This window comes from Bacillus sp. FSL K6-1006, from assembly GCF_038593175.1.
GTDB lineage: Bacteria > Bacillota > Bacilli > Bacillales > Bacillaceae > Bacillus > Bacillus safensis.
Genome location: NZ_CP151970.1, coordinates 776,634 through 794,975, shown reverse-complemented (window position 1 = coordinate 794,975; position 18,342 = coordinate 776,634). Strand labels below are relative to the sequence as shown.

20 protein-coding genes and 1 pseudogene are annotated in these 18,342 nt (G+C 42.1%); 10 read left to right on the top strand and 11 right to left on the bottom strand.

Annotation, left to right across the window (positions count from 1 at the left end):
- The first annotated feature begins 583 nt into the window (after nt 1–583).
- Complete coding sequence (locus tag NSS65_RS03930; protein WP_061110572.1) at nt 584–829, top strand: hypothetical protein; 246 nt, start codon at nt 584–586, stop codon at nt 827–829.
- Between the two features lie 7 nt (nt 830–836).
- Here the strand turns inward: NSS65_RS03930 and rlmD are convergent, their stop codons facing one another.
- Together rlmD and NSS65_RS03920 are read right to left on the bottom strand one after the other, a co-directional pair.
- Nucleotides 837–2,225, bottom strand: a complete 1,389-nt coding sequence (gene rlmD, locus NSS65_RS03925; protein ID WP_251232620.1) for a 23S rRNA (uracil(1939)-C(5))-methyltransferase RlmD — start codon at nt 2,223–2,225, stop codon at nt 837–839.
- 102 nt (nt 2,226–2,327) lie between these two features.
- Complete coding sequence (locus tag NSS65_RS03920) at nt 2,328–3,197, bottom strand: DNA-3-methyladenine glycosylase (protein ID WP_034283708.1); 870 nt, start codon at nt 3,195–3,197, stop codon at nt 2,328–2,330.
- 434 nt (nt 3,198–3,631) lie between these two features.
- Between NSS65_RS03920 and NSS65_RS03915 the strand changes: the two genes are divergently transcribed.
- Nucleotides 3,632–4,141 carry a hypothetical protein gene (locus tag NSS65_RS03915; RefSeq protein WP_024425256.1) on the top strand — a complete coding sequence of 170 codons (510 nt, stop codon included), beginning with the start codon at nt 3,632–3,634 and terminating at the stop codon, nt 4,139–4,141.
- A gap of 133 nt (nt 4,142–4,274) precedes the next feature.
- Nucleotides 4,275–5,234: a magnesium/cobalt transporter CorA gene (gene corA / locus NSS65_RS03910; RefSeq protein WP_034283707.1), complete on the top strand. Its 960-nt coding sequence runs from the start codon at nt 4,275–4,277 to the stop codon at nt 5,232–5,234.
- A gap of 97 nt (nt 5,235–5,331) precedes the next feature.
- Here the strand turns inward: corA and pdaA are convergent, their stop codons facing one another.
- Together pdaA and NSS65_RS03900 are read right to left on the bottom strand one after the other, a co-directional pair.
- Nucleotides 5,332–6,123, bottom strand: a complete 792-nt coding sequence (pdaA, locus tag NSS65_RS03905; RefSeq protein WP_251232621.1) for a delta-lactam-biosynthetic de-N-acetylase — start codon at nt 6,121–6,123, stop codon at nt 5,332–5,334.
- Nucleotides 6,124–6,224: 101 nt separating this feature from the next.
- A complete protein-coding gene (locus tag NSS65_RS03900; RefSeq protein ID WP_012009274.1) occupies nt 6,225–6,416 on the bottom strand; it encodes an SE1561 family protein in 192 nt (63 codons plus the stop codon).
- A 146-nt stretch (nt 6,417–6,562) separates the two neighbouring features.
- On the opposite strand from NSS65_RS03900, the gene yfkAB reads away from it, so the two are divergent.
- From yfkAB to NSS65_RS03885, 3 genes are all read left to right on the top strand, one after another.
- On the top strand, nt 6,563–7,684 hold the full coding sequence (gene yfkAB / locus NSS65_RS03895; RefSeq protein ID WP_251232623.1) for a radical SAM/CxCxxxxC motif protein YfkAB: 1,122 nt from the start codon (nt 6,563–6,565) through the stop codon (nt 7,682–7,684).
- A gap of 7 nt (nt 7,685–7,691) precedes the next feature.
- Nucleotides 7,692–8,528: a mechanosensitive ion channel domain-containing protein gene (locus tag NSS65_RS03890; protein WP_024425846.1), complete on the top strand. Its 837-nt coding sequence runs from the start codon at nt 7,692–7,694 to the stop codon at nt 8,526–8,528.
- A 222-nt stretch (nt 8,529–8,750) separates the two neighbouring features.
- Nucleotides 8,751–9,470 (top strand): YebC/PmpR family DNA-binding transcriptional regulator, encoded by a 720-nt coding sequence (locus tag NSS65_RS03885; RefSeq protein WP_024425262.1) that lies wholly within the window; start codon nt 8,751–8,753, stop codon nt 9,468–9,470.
- Nucleotides 9,471–9,823: 353 nt separating this feature from the next.
- Here NSS65_RS03885 and NSS65_RS03880 read toward each other — a convergent pair whose 3' ends face one another.
- The 3 genes from NSS65_RS03880 to NSS65_RS03870 all read right to left on the bottom strand — a co-directional run bounded on the left by NSS65_RS03880 (nt 9,824) and on the right by NSS65_RS03870 (nt 12,184).
- On the bottom strand, nt 9,824–10,585 hold the full coding sequence (locus NSS65_RS03880; RefSeq protein WP_227001727.1) for a YfkD famly protein: 762 nt from the start codon (nt 10,583–10,585) through the stop codon (nt 9,824–9,826).
- 88 nt (nt 10,586–10,673) lie between these two features.
- Nucleotides 10,674–11,741, bottom strand: a complete 1,068-nt coding sequence (gene cax, locus NSS65_RS03875) for a calcium/proton exchanger (protein WP_034283700.1) — start codon at nt 11,739–11,741, stop codon at nt 10,674–10,676.
- A gap of 65 nt (nt 11,742–11,806) precedes the next feature.
- Nucleotides 11,807–12,184 (bottom strand): OsmC family protein, encoded by a 378-nt coding sequence (locus NSS65_RS03870; RefSeq protein WP_326135416.1) that lies wholly within the window; start codon nt 12,182–12,184, stop codon nt 11,807–11,809.
- 75 nt (nt 12,185–12,259) lie between these two features.
- Here NSS65_RS03870 and NSS65_RS03865 point away from each other — a divergent pair, with 75 nt between their 5' ends.
- Nucleotides 12,260–13,423 (top strand): MFS transporter, encoded by a 1,164-nt coding sequence (locus NSS65_RS03865; protein ID WP_046314260.1) that lies wholly within the window; start codon nt 12,260–12,262, stop codon nt 13,421–13,423.
- A gap of 16 nt (nt 13,424–13,439) precedes the next feature.
- Nucleotides 13,440–13,946, top strand: a complete 507-nt coding sequence (locus NSS65_RS03860; protein WP_070326777.1) for a GNAT family N-acetyltransferase — start codon at nt 13,440–13,442, stop codon at nt 13,944–13,946.
- 206 nt (nt 13,947–14,152) lie between these two features.
- Here NSS65_RS03860 and NSS65_RS03855 read toward each other — a convergent pair whose 3' ends face one another.
- The 3 genes and pseudogenes from NSS65_RS03855 to NSS65_RS03845 form a co-directional block, all read right to left on the bottom strand.
- Nucleotides 14,153–14,971 carry a YhjD/YihY/BrkB family envelope integrity protein gene (locus tag NSS65_RS03855; RefSeq protein ID WP_024425272.1) on the bottom strand — a complete coding sequence of 273 codons (819 nt, stop codon included), beginning with the start codon at nt 14,969–14,971 and terminating at the stop codon, nt 14,153–14,155.
- Between the two features lie 27 nt (nt 14,972–14,998).
- On the bottom strand, nt 14,999–15,322 hold the full coding sequence (locus NSS65_RS03850; protein ID WP_041106306.1) for a YtxH domain-containing protein: 324 nt from the start codon (nt 15,320–15,322) through the stop codon (nt 14,999–15,001).
- 20 nt (nt 15,323–15,342) lie between these two features.
- A pseudogene (locus NSS65_RS03845) lies at nt 15,343–15,812 on the bottom strand (low molecular weight protein-tyrosine-phosphatase).
- Between the two features lie 173 nt (nt 15,813–15,985).
- Between NSS65_RS03845 and NSS65_RS03840 the strand changes: the two are divergent.
- Nucleotides 15,986–17,341: a sodium:alanine symporter family protein gene (locus NSS65_RS03840; RefSeq protein ID WP_034283694.1), complete on the top strand. Its 1,356-nt coding sequence runs from the start codon at nt 15,986–15,988 to the stop codon at nt 17,339–17,341.
- 77 nt (nt 17,342–17,418) lie between these two features.
- On the top strand, nt 17,419–17,634 hold the full coding sequence (locus tag NSS65_RS03835; protein ID WP_003214000.1) for a DUF1128 domain-containing protein: 216 nt from the start codon (nt 17,419–17,421) through the stop codon (nt 17,632–17,634).
- Nucleotides 17,635–17,741: 107 nt separating this feature from the next.
- On the opposite strand, the gene NSS65_RS03830 is transcribed toward NSS65_RS03835, so the two are convergent.
- Nucleotides 17,742–18,260 (bottom strand): type 1 glutamine amidotransferase domain-containing protein, encoded by a 519-nt coding sequence (locus NSS65_RS03830; RefSeq protein ID WP_070326778.1) that lies wholly within the window; start codon nt 18,258–18,260, stop codon nt 17,742–17,744.
- Between the last annotated feature and the right edge of the window lie 82 nt (nt 18,261–18,342).

The following is an 18,342-nucleotide window of genomic DNA, read 5'->3' as shown; positions in this document are numbered from 1 at the left end:
AAACAACCTCACTATTATAGTAAAATAATCATAAAAGTTCTTATATTCAATTATACAGCATTAAAACTAAATAATATAAAAATTTCAAATAATAACAAAAAAACCTAGTTTCCTAATTAGTTACACAATTTGATTCAGCTTGGTTTTTAATTATTTTTCTAACACAACTTAATTCAAATATCTTTTCTAATAATCCGACCAACAACTGGCACACCACTAATCATATCGATTCCTCCCGAAGATGTATAGAATACTGTCCACCCTGTATTTTATAATTTCCAAATCCAGACTTCTAATGATGGTCACCAATATTGGGCTCCCTAACATTCCCCCCTCCAACATAAAAATCTTTATGCTTCTTTCAGTGCAACAATCTAAAAAAGTTAAACTCAAAACCAGTGAATAATCATGAAAAATTACAAAAACAGCTTGCTAGTCTCCGTACTAAGAAACAAAAAGCACTCGATTTGTTGTTAGTTGACAAAATTAACTAAGAAAATTATGACGGTCTTGTAGTTATTTTAAATCCTGAAATAGAGAAACTAGTTGAAAACTAAATTTGTTGCAATATGAGGAAAGTAATATGCAAGTAGATGTTGCTAATTTGAAAGCATATATCCTAAATCAATTAAACCCTAAACAACCACTCACAGAGCTAACTCCAACAATTTTAGCTCGCTTCATTCATAAAATAACAGTAAAAGCAGACGGCCAATTAGAAGTGGATTATCGCACTTCTGAACCGTCTGCTTTTTATGTTTCAGCAAATATTAAATTAGCGATTCCTAAGACACACCCTAATAAAACGTATGTTAAAAAACACGCTTAACTTAGGATTAGTCAATTAATTCGAGCAACGCACAGCACTCAACATGCGCCGTATGCGGAAACATATCAACTGGCTGCATGTATTCGATCTTATAGTCTTTTGACATGTATTCAAGGTCTTTTGCTAGTGTGGATGGGTTGCAAGAGACGTAGACAAAGCGTTTTGGTTTGACTTGTTTGACGGTGTCTAAGAAGGTGCGCTCGCAGCCTGTTCTTGGCGGGTCGACGACGATGACGTCAGGGCGGAAGCCTTCTTTGACCCATTTTGGCAGCCAATGTTCAGCTGTTCCTGTTACATAGGTCGCGTTTTTCATGCCGTGTTTTTTGGCATTTTTCTTGGCATCATCAATCGATTCTTTGATGACATCCATTCCTCGTACTTCTTTGGCGCCATCTGAGAGCCACATCCCAATGGTCCCAACACCGCAATACGCATCGACAACCTTTTCTTTGCCTGTCAGTTTGGCCGCTTTTTTCGCTTCATCGTAAAGCTTTAGCGTCTGCTTCGGATTCAATTGGAAGAAAGCACGTGCACTCAATTCAAATGAGACGTCTCCTAAAAATTCTTGAATGACCATATTGCCAGCTAGGTGAGATGTTTTATGGCCGAAGATGACCGACGTTTTTTCACCATTAATATTGTGCATAATGGACGTCACTTCAGGCAGACGTTTTTGAATGGCTTCGGCTATTTCTTTTTTCTTTGGAAATTCAGGTTTTGATGTGACAAGAACGACCTGCACTTCCCCTGTTTCAAAACCGACACGCACGACAATCGAGCGTACGTCGCCTTTTCTTGTCCGTTCATTGTAGACCGATACGCCGAATTTCTCTAAAATTTTGCGGACAACGCCTGTTGTTTTGTTCGTTTTTGGATGCTGCACGATACATTCCTTGATCGGTACAAGCTTATGGGAATTTAGTCCATAAAGTCCTGCAATGATGTCTCCGCTATGAGAACGTCCTACTTGGAACTGACTTTTGTTTCGGTAGTGCCACGGATCTTCCATGCCGATCGTTGGCCGAATATCAAGCTTTTCAACCGATAGCTTTGTATGACGCTCCATTGATTGAATGACAATATCACGCTTTTCATTTAGCTGCTGCTCATACGCCAAATGCTGAAGCTGACAGCCGCCGCACTGCTCGTATACTGGGCATGGCGGTTTGACTCGATACTCGGAACGCTTTCGCACTTTTCTGACTGTGCCTTCTGCATATTTTGCTTGGACATTCGTTGCTTCAACTACCACTTCCTCACCTGGAAGCGCGCCTGGGACAAAGACCACTTGCTTTTTAAAATAACCGACCCCTTCACCATTAATGCCAAGGCGTTTAATGGTAAGCGGGAACTGCTGTCCCTTTTGCAAAAGGGCACCTTGCTGTTTTTCTTTCACTTTATTCTCTCCGTTCTATTTGAACCCTTAATAGGTTGTCTTCATTTTATTCCATCTCATTAGTATACCACGTCTTAGACAAAGAGAGAAAATGCCTTTCATTTATTTATCTGTCTCAATGCTTCTCCATAAATATAAAGAAGCGTAGCTTAAATATGGGGTCCATTCCTTGCTTAGCGCTGCCATTTCATCTTTTGTCGGTTTTTCAGGCAGGTTAAAATGACGTTTCATTGCGTTTTGAATGCCGATATCTGCCATCGGAAAAAGATTTGGTCTTCCAAGCCCATTCATGAGCACATTTTGAACCGTCCAAGGGCCAATCCCTCTAATCGGAAGCAGACGCTCTTCTACCTCCAGATCAGATAAATCGTGTAATTCCTCTAAACAAAGTGAGCCGCTCACAATTCGTTTCGATACATCGATGACATATTCTGCTTTTCGCTGACTAAATTGAAGCTTTCTCAAATCATCTGTTTCAAGAGAGGCAATGGTTTCTGGTAAAGGATCAAACCATACACCTTCTATTTGCTCGCCGTACGTATGGACAAATCGTTTCGTGAGCTCGTAAGCAAACGAAAGATTAAGCTGCTGATGAATGATGCATTTCATTAAACAATGATATAAATGAAAATCCAGCATGAGCGGCGTTCCAATATGCTGCTCAAAAATGGGCGCTAGATTGGTTTGAGAAAAATGGTCTTGAATCATGTGTAATTGATGCTCCATGCCAAATATCCGTTTCACCTCAGAAAGAAGGGGTTCCTCTGGGCCGTTTGATCGCACCCGGAACATAGGCGCATCCTTTGTTCCAGTAGCTTGAACGATGACCACGTACGGTTTTTGCTCTAATCTGATCGGCACTTTGATTTCTCTTTGACTCAAATCGACTGCTTTTAATGGATCACTTGATAAGCGTCTAAGCACTTGATCGAAATGATACGGCGGCTCTACCGCAAGCTGTTTTTCCCACATACATGTCCTCTTCCTTTCTGCAAACATACGCAGATGTGATTGTTTCATTTTGCATGAATGATTCTCTAGATTGAATACTTTTAAACATAAAGAGTACAAGAATTTATCAGTTATATCTTCCTTATTTGTGGTCATTCTCCTTTTGGATAGATGAAAGTTTTTAGTCGAATTCAGCTAAAATTCGACAGCATCCTTCAACATTTTAGGCTCATTTTCCTTAAATTAGAAATAGAACCTCTGGGTGATATCCTCCATTCAAAAAATATTTGTATAATTATGACATATCAAGGAGGTGAACAAAGAAATTAGCGGATTAGGCAATCATTTGTTTTATCTTGCAGGAACATATTTACCTCATTGATGACCGGCTTCACTTAGTTTCACATTTTACAAAAAAGAAGACCCAAAATTTAAAAACAAAGGAGATCCGACCAATGAAAAAAACAATTCTTTCTGTTGCCCTTGCCACTGCTGTTTCTTCGACACTGCCAGTATTCGCTGACGCTGCTGAGCCAAAAACTTCAGCACCTGTTTCTACTACACTTCAGCAAACTGTCTTAAACAAAGCTGCTGAAGGTAAGGCATCTACAACTGCAGGAAACGTTAATATTAACTTTGATGTACTTGGTATTGCAAATGCATTAATCAATGCTGCAAATGCTAACACAAACCGTGAAGGCTTTGTCAAAGGATTAATGGAGTCTGCTTTCTATGCTGCCGGCGCAAAATACAATGTCATGGTATTTAACTTAAGCCAAGGTTATGAGACTCGTTTCAACGGCGTCAAAACGTTTGCTACTGTGAAATACGGAAGTATTACGTACGGAGTCTGGGTATTTGAAAATGGATCTTTCACAAACAAAGGTGACGGCGGCTACATCAACTGGGCATTTAGAGGCTGGTTCGACCGTAATGGTGGTTTCGTCAACTTCCGTCGCCCTTAATTCTCGGTTTTATCCATCAATCATACACGCACATTGAACCGATCTCAAAAATGAGATCGGCTTTTTTTATGAAGAAAACGTATAAGTTCACCGGCGCTGCTTCATGATATAATGCAAGTCTGGAGGGGTGCACATGCTGAGAAAACTTGCAGTGACAAAAAACGGCGACTTGATTGAACATGCAACATTGCAGCAGCTTTCAAGCCCCGATATCGCCTGGTATTGGATTGATTTTCATGCGCCAACGGAAAAGGAAGCAGCGCTTTTAAAGGAATATTTTCATTTCCATCCACTCGCGATTGAAGATTGTTTTCATTATTTACAGCGGCCCAAGCTTGATTTTTATGAAGGATATTTGTTTTTCGTGCTGCATGCCCTTAATCAAAAAACGCTTCGTTCTGAGGAAGTCGATCTGTTTGTTGGTGAAAACTATATCGTGACCTTTCATTTGAAAGAAGCGCCGTACGTTGAACGTGTGATTCGAAAGCTCAAAGGCTCTGATAAAGCGAGAAACAGCGGACCTGAGCATATTGCCTACATGCTGATTGATGAGCTTGTTGATGATTATTTCCCTATTATTTATCAAATTGAAGACAGGCTGAATGAAATTGAGGATGAAGAAGGGCATAAAACGTATGGCACGCTGATGAACGAAGTATTTGGTATTCGATCCGATTTGCTCAAACTGCGAAGAACGATTATCCCGATGAGGGACCTTTTATATCGTATTGTGAACACAAATATGATGAAAAGCGATCCAAACCGCCATGCTTATTTTAATGATATTTATGATCATCTTTTGAAGTTAACCGAGATCGTTGAGTCAAACCGTGATATGACAGCCGATTTGCGAGACAGCTATCAGACGCTGAATTCCAACCGGATGAATGCGATCATGATGACATTGACCATTGTGTCGACCATTTTTATTCCACTGACCTTTATTGTTGGGGTGTACGGAATGAACTTTGACAACATGCCAGAATTACACTGGAAATACGGCTATTTTGGCGTGCTGATTTTTATGGGTCTCCTCGTCTCAGGGATGCTTTTGTGGTTTAAACATAAAGGGTGGTTTAGGATTTTTAAATAGTGTTTGACTCTTTTTTCACCTCATCACTCTCTTTAGTTTCAGCGTAAAATTAGAGAGGAAAAATCAAAAAGCCTGCAGGTCTTCTGCAGGCTTCTTTCTATAGCTGTGGCAAATGCCATACTTTTTCAAGCATGAGATCGTCTAGACTTTTAAAAGAATATCCTTGTTTTTTCAGAGCGGTGATGGCATCATCCAGCGCTTCTGCATTGTCTCTTGAGACGGTATGAAGTAAGTAAATGGCTCCTGGGTGCGCCTGCTTCATCATTTGATCGTAAGCATACTGTTTTCCTTTTTGATGATGGATATGCCAGTCCACAAACGCCACTGACCAGAAAACGGTTTGGTAGCCGAGCTGTTTTGTTTCTTTTAATACCCGTTCACTGAACACACCGCGCGGCGGACGAAGATAGAGGTTATCTTGTTTTCCTGTGATTTTGTACACAGCTTCATTGACACGGTCCAGTTCTTCTTTGATTTCTTTCGTGCTCTTTGTTGTTAAATCTGGATGATGATAGGAATGGTTGCCAATGATATGACCTTCTTCTGCCATACGTTTGACAAGCCCAGGCTGGTCCTTTACAAAGTGACCTGTCACAAAAAAGGTTCCTGGTACTTGATGTTTTTTCAGCACGTCTAAGATCTTGGGCGTGTACCCATTTTCATAGCCATTGTCGAAGGTAAAATAAATCTCTTTCTTTTTCGTGTTGCCTAAATAGAACGCATCATACTTTTTTAACAGTGCCGTTAATTCTTTGCCCGCATCTGGCGGCCTGTGCTCTTTACTTTTCGCAAATCCCCAGTGGATGGGCTTATTAGACACGGCTTCCGCTTTTGAGAGAGGCATGGAAACAAAAAGCGCACATAAACAGATCAGCATGTATTTTTTCATTTACGTCACTTCCCGGTTTTTCTTCTATTGTGCAGAATAAGACCGAGACTCATACACCGATTCACCTGCCAATTTAAAGAAAAAAGCCCGCATCGCGCGAGCTATTCTTCCTTCCAATCGTTTTTAAACCGTTCATATTTCGCTTCCAGGTCATCAATCATCTGGATCAGTCTGTCTATATCCTCAACGTCTGTTGATTCGGGATCTAATGAATCAATCACATTCATAAACATATCTAATCGGTTCTTTAAATAATCAACCTGCTGCTCTTTGCTGTCTGCTGCCTTACCCATCGATACACTCCCTTTAGCATTTGTTTATAGCTTATCTTTTTTTCCCTTGCAAATCAATTGTGTCCCCCTTGCGTATAACCGTGATGAGGCTTAAAATTAACTGTTGGCGGGTCTACGTTTGCCCGAATGAAAAGGAGATAGATACCATGAACCAAAAAACAGCACTTCGTCCGATTACACCTGCATACGACCCCTGGGAAGCCTATCTCGATGTGCAGGATTACGGAGAAATGAAGCTGACAAATATTGAATTTACGACAACAACGCTGTGTAACATGAGATGCGAGCATTGTGCGGTCGGCTATACCTTACAGCCTAAGGATCCGAATGCGCTGCCGATTGATTTGTTACTTCGCCGTTTAGATGAAGTTCCGCTTCTGCGCTCACTTAGTATTACAGGCGGAGAACCCATGCTTTCTCTTAAATCTGTACGGGAATATGTCGTCCCTTTATTAAAGTATGCCCATGAACGCGGCGTCCGTACACAGATCAATTCAAATTTAACCCTTGATTTGGCGCGGTATGAAGAAATTATTCCATACTTAGATGTCCTTCACATTTCACATAACTGGGGCACTGTCGAAGAGTTTGCAACAGTCGGTTTTGCCATGATGGATCGAAAACCAACCTTTGAGCAGCGCGAGAAATTATTTAACCGCATGATTGAAAATAGTCAGGCACTTGTCAAAGCGGGCGTAACCGTATCCGCTGAAACCATGCTGAATAAGCGTACGCTTCCATATATCGAACACATCCACCGGCAAATCGTCGAGGAAATGAAATGCCAGCGCCACGAAGTTCACCCGATGTACCCAAGTGATTTCGCCAGCGCCCTTGAATCATTGACGCTTCCGCAAATGCGGGATGCGATTCATCAGCTGCTTGATATTCGTGATCAAAACACCTGGATGCTGTTTGGCACCCTGCCGTTTTATTCATGCAGTGCAGATGAAGAAGACCAGCGTCTCCTCAACCGATTGCGCCAGGAGAAAAATGTCACGGTACGAAATGACCCTGATGGACGCTCAAGGTTGAATGTGAATATTTTTGATGGGAATATTATTGTGACAGACTTTGGCGATACACCGCCGCTTGGAAATATTGCAACTGATACATTGCAATCAGCCTATACACGCTGGATGAACACAAAATTAGCAAAAGAACTGAATTGTCATTGCCCAAGCGTGCAGTGCCTCGGTCCGAATGTTTTAGTGAAAAACAGCTATTATCAAGATGTTGATTTTACTTCTCGTACAGCCAGGGGGTAACCGATAGATGGACGATACATTTCTGACAGTGGTCAAAAACAAATACATTGAAATTCTCCTTGTTGGACTCATTCTTTGGCTTGCTGTCTTTATGATTAACAAAGCCCTTCAAATTTTCTTTAAACGAACTGAGTTTATAGAGGACAAGAAGAAGAAAACGATCGAGAGCTTAGTCAAATCGGTCACGCAATACACCGCTTCGATTTGCTTTGTGCTCTATGTCATTTCTCTGTTCTTTCATGACTTTGGGAAAATTCTTGCGGGTGCTGGTGTTGCTGGGATCGTCATCGGTTTTGGCGCCCAGACGCTGATTCGTGATATTTTAGCAGGCGTTTTCCTCATCTATGAACGCCAGATTCATAAAGGGGATTATGTGACGGTGAATAACCTCTTTAATGGAACCATTGAAGAGATTGGTCTCCGCTCATTGCAAATTAGAGAATGGAGCGGCAAGCTGTTAACCATTTCTAACGGAGATATCCGTCAAATCCAAAACTATAACATGCACTACATGCGGATTACGGAATCTGTGTTAATTAGCGCGAATCAAAACCCAGATATCGCCTTTCAAGCACTTGAAACAGCATGTGACAATTTAAATCAAATGCATCATGATTTTCTTAAAAAAGACGAATTTCAAAACGCCATTGAACCCTTTCAAGTTCATGGAATTATGGGTCTGAATAAGCTGAATCGCGGGATTGAAATCACAGTAAAGGGAATGGTCGAAGACGAAAAATACTTCGACGCCGCCCTCGCTGTGCGAAAAGAAATGATCAAACAACTTCATCAGCATGATGTCAAATTGCTTGAGGATCTCGCTTATCCTCAGCCTGCAAAATAACCTCATTTATGATGGGGTTATTTTTTTATATACAAGTTGCCGGGCTGACTCGGGCTTGTGAGAAACATGGAACACTTGAACATTCGCTAACAATTCTCTTCATTTCAGCCCCTCTAACTTCTATCCTCTTGACTGATTCATGTATAATAGATAGCAGAATGATTTCATGCAGCATGGGGACCCTCATACTGTGTATTTTCTAAGTGAAAGAGAGTGAATAAGATGGGTCGTAAGTGGAACAACATTAAAGAAAAGAAAGCATCAAAGGATGCCAGTACAAGTCGTATTTACGCAAAATTCGGGCGTGAAATCTATGTGGCTGCCAAACAAGGTGAGCCAAACCCAGAATCAAACCAAGCACTTCGTTTTGTCCTAGAACGTGCAAAAACATATAGTGTCCCAAAACATATTGTGGACCGTGCCATTGAAAAAGCCAAAGGCGGTGCGGAAGAGAACTTCGATGAGCTGCGCTACGAAGGATTTGGTCCAAACGGATCAATGGTGATCGTTGACGCCCTCACCAATAACGTAAACCGGACAGCTTCAGATGTTCGAGCAGCATTTGGGAAAAACGGTGGAAACATGGGCGTAAGCGGCTCTGTTGCCTACATGTTTGACGAAACAGCTGTCATCGGTGTCGAAGGGAAAAGCGAAGAAGAAACGCTTGAGCTATTAATGGAAGCAGACGTTGATGTACGTGACATCATGGAAGAAGATGAAACGGTGATTGTGTACGCTGAACCAGATCAATTCCATCAAGTACAAGAAGCATTCAAACAAGCCGGCGTAGAAGAATTCACTGTCGCTGAAATCACAATGCTTCCGCAAAACGAAGTGACATTAGACGATGAATCGAAAGCACAATTTGAAAAGCTGATCGATGTATTAGAAGAGCTTGAAGACGTGCAGCAGGTTTATCATAATGTGGATTTAGGGGAATAAAAAATTTAAGCCATAGTAGTCGTTGAGTTCATTCAACTTCTACTATGGCTTTTTTTCTCAAAAAAATGTAATATATGTATAAAGATGTTAATGTCTACAATTTTCAAGGAGATGAGTTTCATCTTTAAAACATGGTGGTTTTCTTATTATGGATTTATGATCATCCCTTATTTTGGCCTATGTCTTATTTTCAACAACTTACCGATATTGACTAAAGTTATCTTCTTTCTTTTTATCATTTGGTATTTATATAACGCCTTTGACTTTTACAAGAATGAACTAAAAAGAAAAAAAGAGAAAACCTCTTAGAAAAAAACAGTCATCTCCTCTTTTGATAAGAGGAGATGACTGTTTTAATTCATCCCTTGAAACCCAAACGTCAAGTGATCCTGAACAGGAATCCAAGCGCCGATTCCTTGTGAGGTCACGTTTTTTACGACGAGTTTTCGTTTATTTCCTTTTAGCACAAGGTACACTTCTCCGTATGTGACCTTACCTTTTTCGTTAATCGCTGGTGCATAGGCATGAAGCGATGCTGCTTTTTTCGGAGAGACGTGGTATGACTGATCTCGTTTTGTTCCTGCACCAATCACGGTGTCAAAAGCGAGGGGCAGCTTTGTTTTTTGAATCGCTTTTTGCATCATCAATGTTTTCACATCTTCTGGGTTCGGCACTTTTGCTGTGAGCCCGCCGCTTACTTTCACTTGCTGCTTTTGAACGTATTTTCCAATGGCTGTTTTATTGCCGCCTCTGTTATCAATGTGGTTCGTATTCACTTTTTTGTATTCCCAGTTGGCGACCGTTTCGTTTGAATCGTAGCTCAGCGCCCATCTCCCGAGGAAAATGGTCGCACGGTATCCAACAGCTAATGGCGTCCCTGAAATGCTGGATTCATTCAGCATTTTAATCAAATGAGTATTCTCAATCGGTACACTTGTTGTTTTGAACAATTCAGCCGTCAGCTCGCTCGGCTGGAGCAGCGGCTGATCCTGTGACGCGTTTGGATACGTATTCTCCTTGGAGATACTGGCGACAGAGGATGGTACTTTAAATGGCTTTGCCGCCTCCGCTGAAAAGCTGTATAGAAAACTTAAGGATAAGAGAACAACAAACATGATGCGGAGCATCTTTTTCATATCATCACTCTTTCTCATTCATTTTTCCATAGTATTTTCCGCAAAGACGTCCCTTATCCACAAAAGATTATAAAAGGAAAAATCCAATCGCCATAATAAAATAGGCAGCGAGTAATGTGGCGCCTTCAAACCAGTTTGTATCCCCATCATTTGATAAAATCACCGTGAGCAGCACAGAGGATGCCATCGCAATGAGCTCAGGCAAGGAGAAAATGAGCGGCATCTGCTTATCAAAAAATAGCGAGCTGATGACTAGGATTGGCGCGACCATCATGGCAACCTGAAGTGTGGAGCCAAAGGCAATTTCCACTGCTACATCCATTTTGTTTTTATACGCCATGATGACAGCTGAGGCATGTTCTGCGGCGTTGCCGACGATGGCCACAATAATGACACCGATAAACAGCTCACTCCAGCCAAACTGTTCTCCTACCGTATCAAAAGTATGAACAAGACGCTCTGAAATGTACGCAACTGCGATCGTCGAAAGCAGCAAAATGACAGTGGCAAACTTTCCAGACCATTCAGGTGTTTCTTCTTCCGTCTCCGCTTCACCTTGCATACTGTCCTGCTTAGCAACATAGACTCCGCGGTGGCTGACCAGTTTGAAATAGAGCGCCGCGACATAAAGCAAAATCATCACAATGCTGATCCCAATGCTTAAAACAAACTGCTTATTCTCTGCCATCTCCATCGAAAACACTTCTGGAATGACAAACGCTACAATGATGGCAAACATGAGCAAGCCTGAATTGTGCCTTGCATCATGGACATTGAACACTTGGCGCTTATATTTTAATCCGCCAACAAAAAAAGACAGCCCCGCCACAAGCAGTAAATTTCCGATGACTGATCCAGTTAATGAAGCAAGTACGATGGCCGTCAGTCCTTGCTTCAAGGCAAAAAACGATATGATTAATTCCACTGCATTTCCGAATGTGGCGTTTAAAAGTCCGCCAATTCTAGGTCCCGCAATGATGGCAAGACTTTCTGTGGCTCTTCCCATAAAACTAGCAAGACCAATAATGGCGATACAATAAACGGTAAACATGATGACCTGCGGGAAATGAAGAAAACTGCCAATCACCGATAGCGGAACACCGATTGCGACAATCACAAGAAATAAACGATTCATACAGCCATTCTCCTTTACATATGTCTGACTGTTATTCTTTCGTGAGTGCCGTCATCGTATACATTTTAGATTCGCGCGTGTGAGAAAGTGATATCAATACTCTCTTTCACGGACTGCACCATAGAGCAGTGCCTCAATGCAAGGGTGATCATTTTATCGATTTGTTCATCAGATGTATTGATGTCTTCAAATAAGATATGTAAATGAATGCAGGAAATTTTGTTTACAGCTCCTGCCCTTGTCGTTTCAGATGTGATCTTCATCCCTTCATAGGATATTCGCTTTTTACGGCATACATGAATGAGCATTTCTCCAAAGCAGCCTGCAATGGCTGAGGTGAGCAATTGAGATGGGCGGTACCCCAGTTCTTCTGTTCCTGAAATAGGCAGCTGCCTGTCCTCAATAAGTGCGATCCAATGATCCTTTTCGTATGTCAGCTTCATTCCTTTTCCACCTTTCTATTGAAACCCCTCTGGTTCCATTGTACGATGAAATCATGAACTTGTAAGGAGCATCTTATGTCGAGAATTCACTTTATGATTTTAATTTTACTGGTATCCGTATCTGGTTTTTCACAGGGTGCATTACTTCCTGTCATTTCCATTATCTTTGAACATGCCGGTACTTCTCCTACGTTAAACGGCCTGCATGCCACAGGCTTATATCTCGGTGTGCTGCTTGCGTCTCCTTTTATGGAAGCACCGCTTCGCCGGTTTGGATTTAAGCCGTTAATCGTCATTGGAGGCGCTGCTGTCTTTTTAAGCTTGTTTAGCTTTGTGTTTTTTGAATCTTATGTCGTCTGGTTCTTCCTCCGGCTCATGATCGGGATTGGTGACCATATGCTGCATTTCTCTACACAGACGTGGGTGACCTATGCTTCATCATCAAGAAATCGCGGACGAAATATTTCATTGTATGGATTATCATTTGGACTCGGTTTTGCCGCCGGCCCTTTTTTAACGCCGCTCATTGAGATCAATCCAGCTTTGCCTTTTATTGTTTCTGGTGCCGTTAGTTTATGTATTTGGCTGCTTGTGTTTGTTTTAAAAAATACATATCCAGATACAGGCGAAGTGCAAACGTCAGAGCAGACAAACAGTTTGAAGCGCTTTAAAAAGGCCTTTCAATTTGGCTGGGTCGCCTTTATGATGCCATTTTGCTACGGCTTTTTAGAAACGACGCTTAATAGTAACTTCCCTGTGTATGCACTCAGGAGCGGTGTGACAGTAGATGCAGTTGCGTTTATTTTACCTGCGTTTGCCATTGGGAGCATTGTCTTTCAGCTTCCTCTTGGGATGCTTAGTGACCGGTTTGGCAGGCGCCGCATCATTTTATGTGTGACACTCGCTGGATCATTCTTTTTCCTTTTGGCAGGGATTTTCATTCAATCCGTTTTGGCTGTGGCCATCTGTTTCTTTATCGCTGGAATGGCTGTAGGCTCTACCTTCTCGCTTGGCATCAGTTTTATGACCGACTTATTGCCAAAGCATCTTCTTCCCGCCGGGAATTTAATGTGCGGGATGGCGTTTAGTGCAGGCAGTATTCTCGGGCCGGTACTCGGAGGATTCTTTGTGCAAACGTTTGAAGGAATGAATTTGCTTTACCTTGTCAGCATCGTGATATTATTTGTGTTTTGCTGCGTTCGATTTGGGAGAACGCAGGCAGTGCTGGAAAGTCACTAAAATGGGGGATCAATCGTTGTTTACATATCACATCACAAATGAATTGACTTTGGCATCTCTACAATTAGATGATGCGGACTCACTATTTAGCCTTATTCAAAAGAATAAGGCCCATTTAGGGGAGTGGCTGCCTTGGGTTCATCACTGCAAAAGCATAGAAGCGGTCAAAACGTTTATTCAATCAACTCAAACCACTTACGATGAACAAAAAGGGTTGGAAGCTGGCATTCAGCTGAACGAGCAATTAATCGGTGTGTTCCGTCTGACATTTGATCAACAATTAGGCAATATCGGTTATTGGATTGATGAAGACGCGCAGGGACAGGGCATTGTGACAGCCATCGTCAAAGCTATGACAGAAACCTTTGCTCCTAAAGTCGATGGATTTGAAATTTTTTGCCCTATTGGCCATGTCAGAAGTGAACGTGTAGCGATAAACGCAGGGTTTCAGCATGATCCTCATTACCAGTCAAAACCTGATACAGCTTTTATTCTTAAGCGATATATACGATTGTCGAAATAAAAAACTCCCCTGCACCGCAGAGGAGTTTTTTTCATTTAATGATAACCATTTTGCCCGTTTGCACTGCCGCTTGTTTTGTGCTTTGGCTGATGGCCTTTGTTTTGTTTCGTGTTGCTTCCGCCTTTTTTCGATTGTTTGGACATATGTGATTCCCCCATCCATCAAGATTGAACATGTTCGTTCTTCTTTAGGATGCCCGGATTTCTTCACACCTTGCCTGGTACGATTTTACGCTTATGTAAAAGCGCATTGAGCTCGCCGCCAAGAATGATCATGATGCCGGTTAAATAAAACCAGATCATTAAAATAATGATTCCCCCAATACTTCCGTACATCGCACTGTAATTAGCAAACTCGCCTACGTAAAATGAGAACAGCATGCTCACCAAAATCCATCCAATCGAGGCAAAAATAGCGCCTGGCAGAACAAATTTCAATTTCAATCTAATGTTTGGGGCGAAATAGTACAAGGCTGTAAACACAATCAATAAAATCAGCGGGCTAATGATCCACCTCATGGCCGTCCAAATGGTGAGAAAGGCATCTGACTGCCCGACTAATTCAGCGAGAAATAAGCCAAGTTCTTTTCCAAAGACAGGCAGCATTAAGGCAAAAATAATCGTAAGAACCATCGCTATCGTTAAGATGATGGATGTCAAACGTACGAGAATGAAGGAACGATTTTCCTCAACTTCGTAAGCATGGTTAAATGCTCTGACGACGGCATTAATCCCGTTAGATGCAGACCAAAGGGCGGCAATAATCCCGAATGACAGCAATCCGCCGTTACGGCTGTTCAGTGTCTCTTCGGCAATGGATTCAATCATCGAAAGCGCTCCTTCTGGCGCATAACCAGAGATGACGCTTAGGACATCCTTCGACGTCAGCGGCAAATATCCAACGAGCGTCAGCACGAAGATGAGAAACGGAAATAATGAAAGCAAAAAGAAGTAAGCAAGCTCAGCAGATTTTGCCGGTCCTTCATGCAGCAAAAAGCGTTCAATTAACGCTTTAATAAAACCCATACGCCTCATCTCCAATGACCAATCTTTCTATTTCGATCGAAAGTGATCCTTTGTTTCTTCAATAATCTCTAATACTTTTGGGGTTGTTTCCTTTAACTGATTGACTTGTTCATTTAAAAATGACAAATCATCTGAGACTGTTCGCATCAGCTGCTTCGTTTCTTCCATTTTTTCTTTCATGCAAGCAGAAATTCTGGCTGGCTCCTGACGGTATTCCGCCAGCTTTTCCTGACAGTCATCCCATTTGTCTTTGAGCGCGATTCTCGTTGGCCGATGAAATAATGTCAGCAGTGCGCCGCAAGCTGCTCCTATCACAGCTCCTCGAAGCATGATTTGATTTTTTTCTTCCATCTCGTCTGATCTCCTTTCAGTTAAAGGTGTTTCTCTTTTTTTACATACGTCAAAAAACGATCAATTCCTTTTTCAATTAAATCATGTACTTCCTCAAAGTTTCCAGTGTAATAAGGGTCTGGCACATCATCTCGATCTCGTCTTCAACAAAGTCAAGAAGACGGCCAATAAAGTGATGTTTCCCATAGCCGGCTATACTGCGAAGTGCCCCAACATTTTCAGCATCCATCGCAATGATATAGTCGTATGCTGTGATGTCCTCATCTATGATTTGTCTTGCGGACATTCCTTCATAGCTGATCCCTTTTTCATCAAGCAGCTTTCGTGTTCCTTCATGCGGAGGGCTGCCTTGATGCCAGCCGCCAATGCCTGCTGAATCAATGACAAAGTGCTCGCTTAGCCCCTCATCTTCTACTCGTTTTCTAAACATGGCCTCTGCCATCGGTGATCTGCAAATATTGCCAAGACATACGAATAATACATGAATCATTCTTCATTCTCCTCCTATCTTTTCCCTAAGAACTGCTTTCGGAAACCTTTTCTCTATCATATCAAGCCCTTTTTCTTTTGAAAACTTTGCAAGAAAAACTCCCATCGGCATTGACACATTATACAAAAAAAGGTGACACTTTAGGAGAAATAAACAAATAAAGGGGGATACATATGGGATGGGTAGAACAGATTGTCAGCAGTATCAATGATGTATTATGGGGACCGCCGCTTTTGTTTTTGATCGTGGGGACAGGGATTTACCTTACCTTTCGCGTGCTCTTCATTCAAATTAGGCTGCTCCCCTATTCGCTTAAGCTGGCATTTTCAAAGCAAGATAAGACATCAGAAGGTGATATTTCTCACTTCCAAGCATTAATGACAGCCCTTGCTGCAACGGTTGGAACGGGAAATATTGTAGGGGTCGCCTCTGCTGTCATTGCCGGCGGACCAGGCGCTGTGTTTTGGATGTGGTTTGCAGCGTTCTTTGGAATGGCGACAAAATATGCTGAAGCTGTTCTCGCAGTGAAATACCGTGTCAAAAATGAAAAAGGGGAAATGTCCGGCGGGCCGATGTACTATTTGGAGCATGGCTTGAAGCAAAAATGGCTAGGGGTGCTGTTTGCTATTTTTGGCGCTACGGCTGCCTTTGGGATTGGGAATCTCGTGCAGTCAAATTCGATTTCTGGTGTCATGAATTCAACCTTTCAAATTCCAACATGGATCACCGGCATTATTATTACGGCCTTTACTGCCCTCGTGATTTTAGGCGGGATTAAAAGCATTGGCCGTGTGACGGCTATTTTTGTACCGGTCATGGCTTTATTCTACGTCATTTGCGGACTGATCATTCTTGTCATGAATGCGGATCTTGTCCCAAGTGCCGTCGGGCTCATTTTTACGGATGCATTTACAGGTCAAGCCGTTGCAGGCGGTGCAATCGGTACCGTAATCCGCTGGGGTGTGGCGAGAGGAGTATTTTCCAATGAAGCGGGTCTTGGTTCTGCACCAATCGCTGCAGCTGCTGCCAAAACAGATATGCCTGCTCGTCAAGCGCTTGTGTCAATGACGCAAGTCTTTATTGATACGATGATTGTTTGTTCCATTACAGGGATCACAATTGTCATGGCCGATATGTACGTCACAGAAAAAAGTGATGCACTCACCTCGTTATCCTTTGCTCATTTCCTTGGTCCAATCGGCTCAATCATTGTTGCAATCGGCTTACTTTTATTCGCCTATTCCACCATTATTGGCTGGTCCTATTATGGCGAAAAATGCTTTACATATTTGGCGAAAGATTCATATGTGATGTATTATCGTGTTGTGTTTGTTATTGCTGTCTTTTTCGGTGCCGTGTTTAAGAATGATTTCGTCTGGGGCGTGGCTGATATGCTAAACGGACTGATGGCTGTTCCTAACTTAATCGGCCTCATCGGTTTATCTGGGGTTGTCGTGTTTGAATCTAAACGAATCATTGATAAGATCAAGCAGGAGAAAAAGGAGAAAAACATCTCGGTGTCGTCTTAATAGCCCTTTTATTCTTTTGCATTTCTGTTAAAATAGACATATTATTCAACACATATGCAGGAAAGGACGTGCCGCCCTTGTCAGAGCAAAAAGCGGCTGAAGTCAATCAGCTGATTGAAGACATTTCGCAAAAGTTAAATATGCTGAACATTGGAGTCATCAAAGCCGAGGACTTCAGTCCAGACAAGTACGAAGATATTGAATTTCTACACCAAATGGTGATGAAAAAATCTTCATTCAGCCCAAGTGAAATGCAAGCCATCGCAAGCGAGCTAAAAAACTTAAGAAAATAATCGTGCAAAGGAAACTGGATTGCGGTTTACGCCGTTTTCTTCCATCCATGCGCAGAAAAAGCCAGCACCCCGCAAGGTGCTGGCTTTGTTTATCCTGTCAAAACTGCTTATTTTGCGAGCAGTTTTAATGATTCACGGTTAAATGCTGGAATGTCATCAGGTGTACGGCTTGTCACAAGCTGATCCTGACAAACGACAACTTCTTCATCTTTGAATTTTGCGCCTGCGTTTTCCATATCTACTTGAATGGATGTATAGCCAGTCGCGCCTCTGCCTTCCAGCGACTTCGCTGTAATGAGCAATTGCGGTCCGTGACAGATCGCAAATACTGGTTTTTTCTCGTCCATAAATGCTCTTGTAAATTGGACATAGCGATCATCTGCACGCAGAATGTCTGGTGAGAACCCGCCAGGAATCAGAAGTGCATCGAAGTCTTCAGGCTTCACGTTATCAATGGACGCGTCCACTCTCACTTCTGCTTCTCCTTGCTTCCCTTTCACTGTTTTTCCTTTTTCGTTTTCAATCACTGTGACCTCATGGCCTGCATCTTTAAAGGCTTTTGCAGGCTCGGTGAATTCAACATCCTCAAAGTAATCTGTTAATACAACTGCAATTTTCTTACCCATGTAGAAACCCTCCTGCTTGATTATCGTTACATTACACACTATACCCGGGTACATTGAAATCAAACATCCTATCCCGATCAGA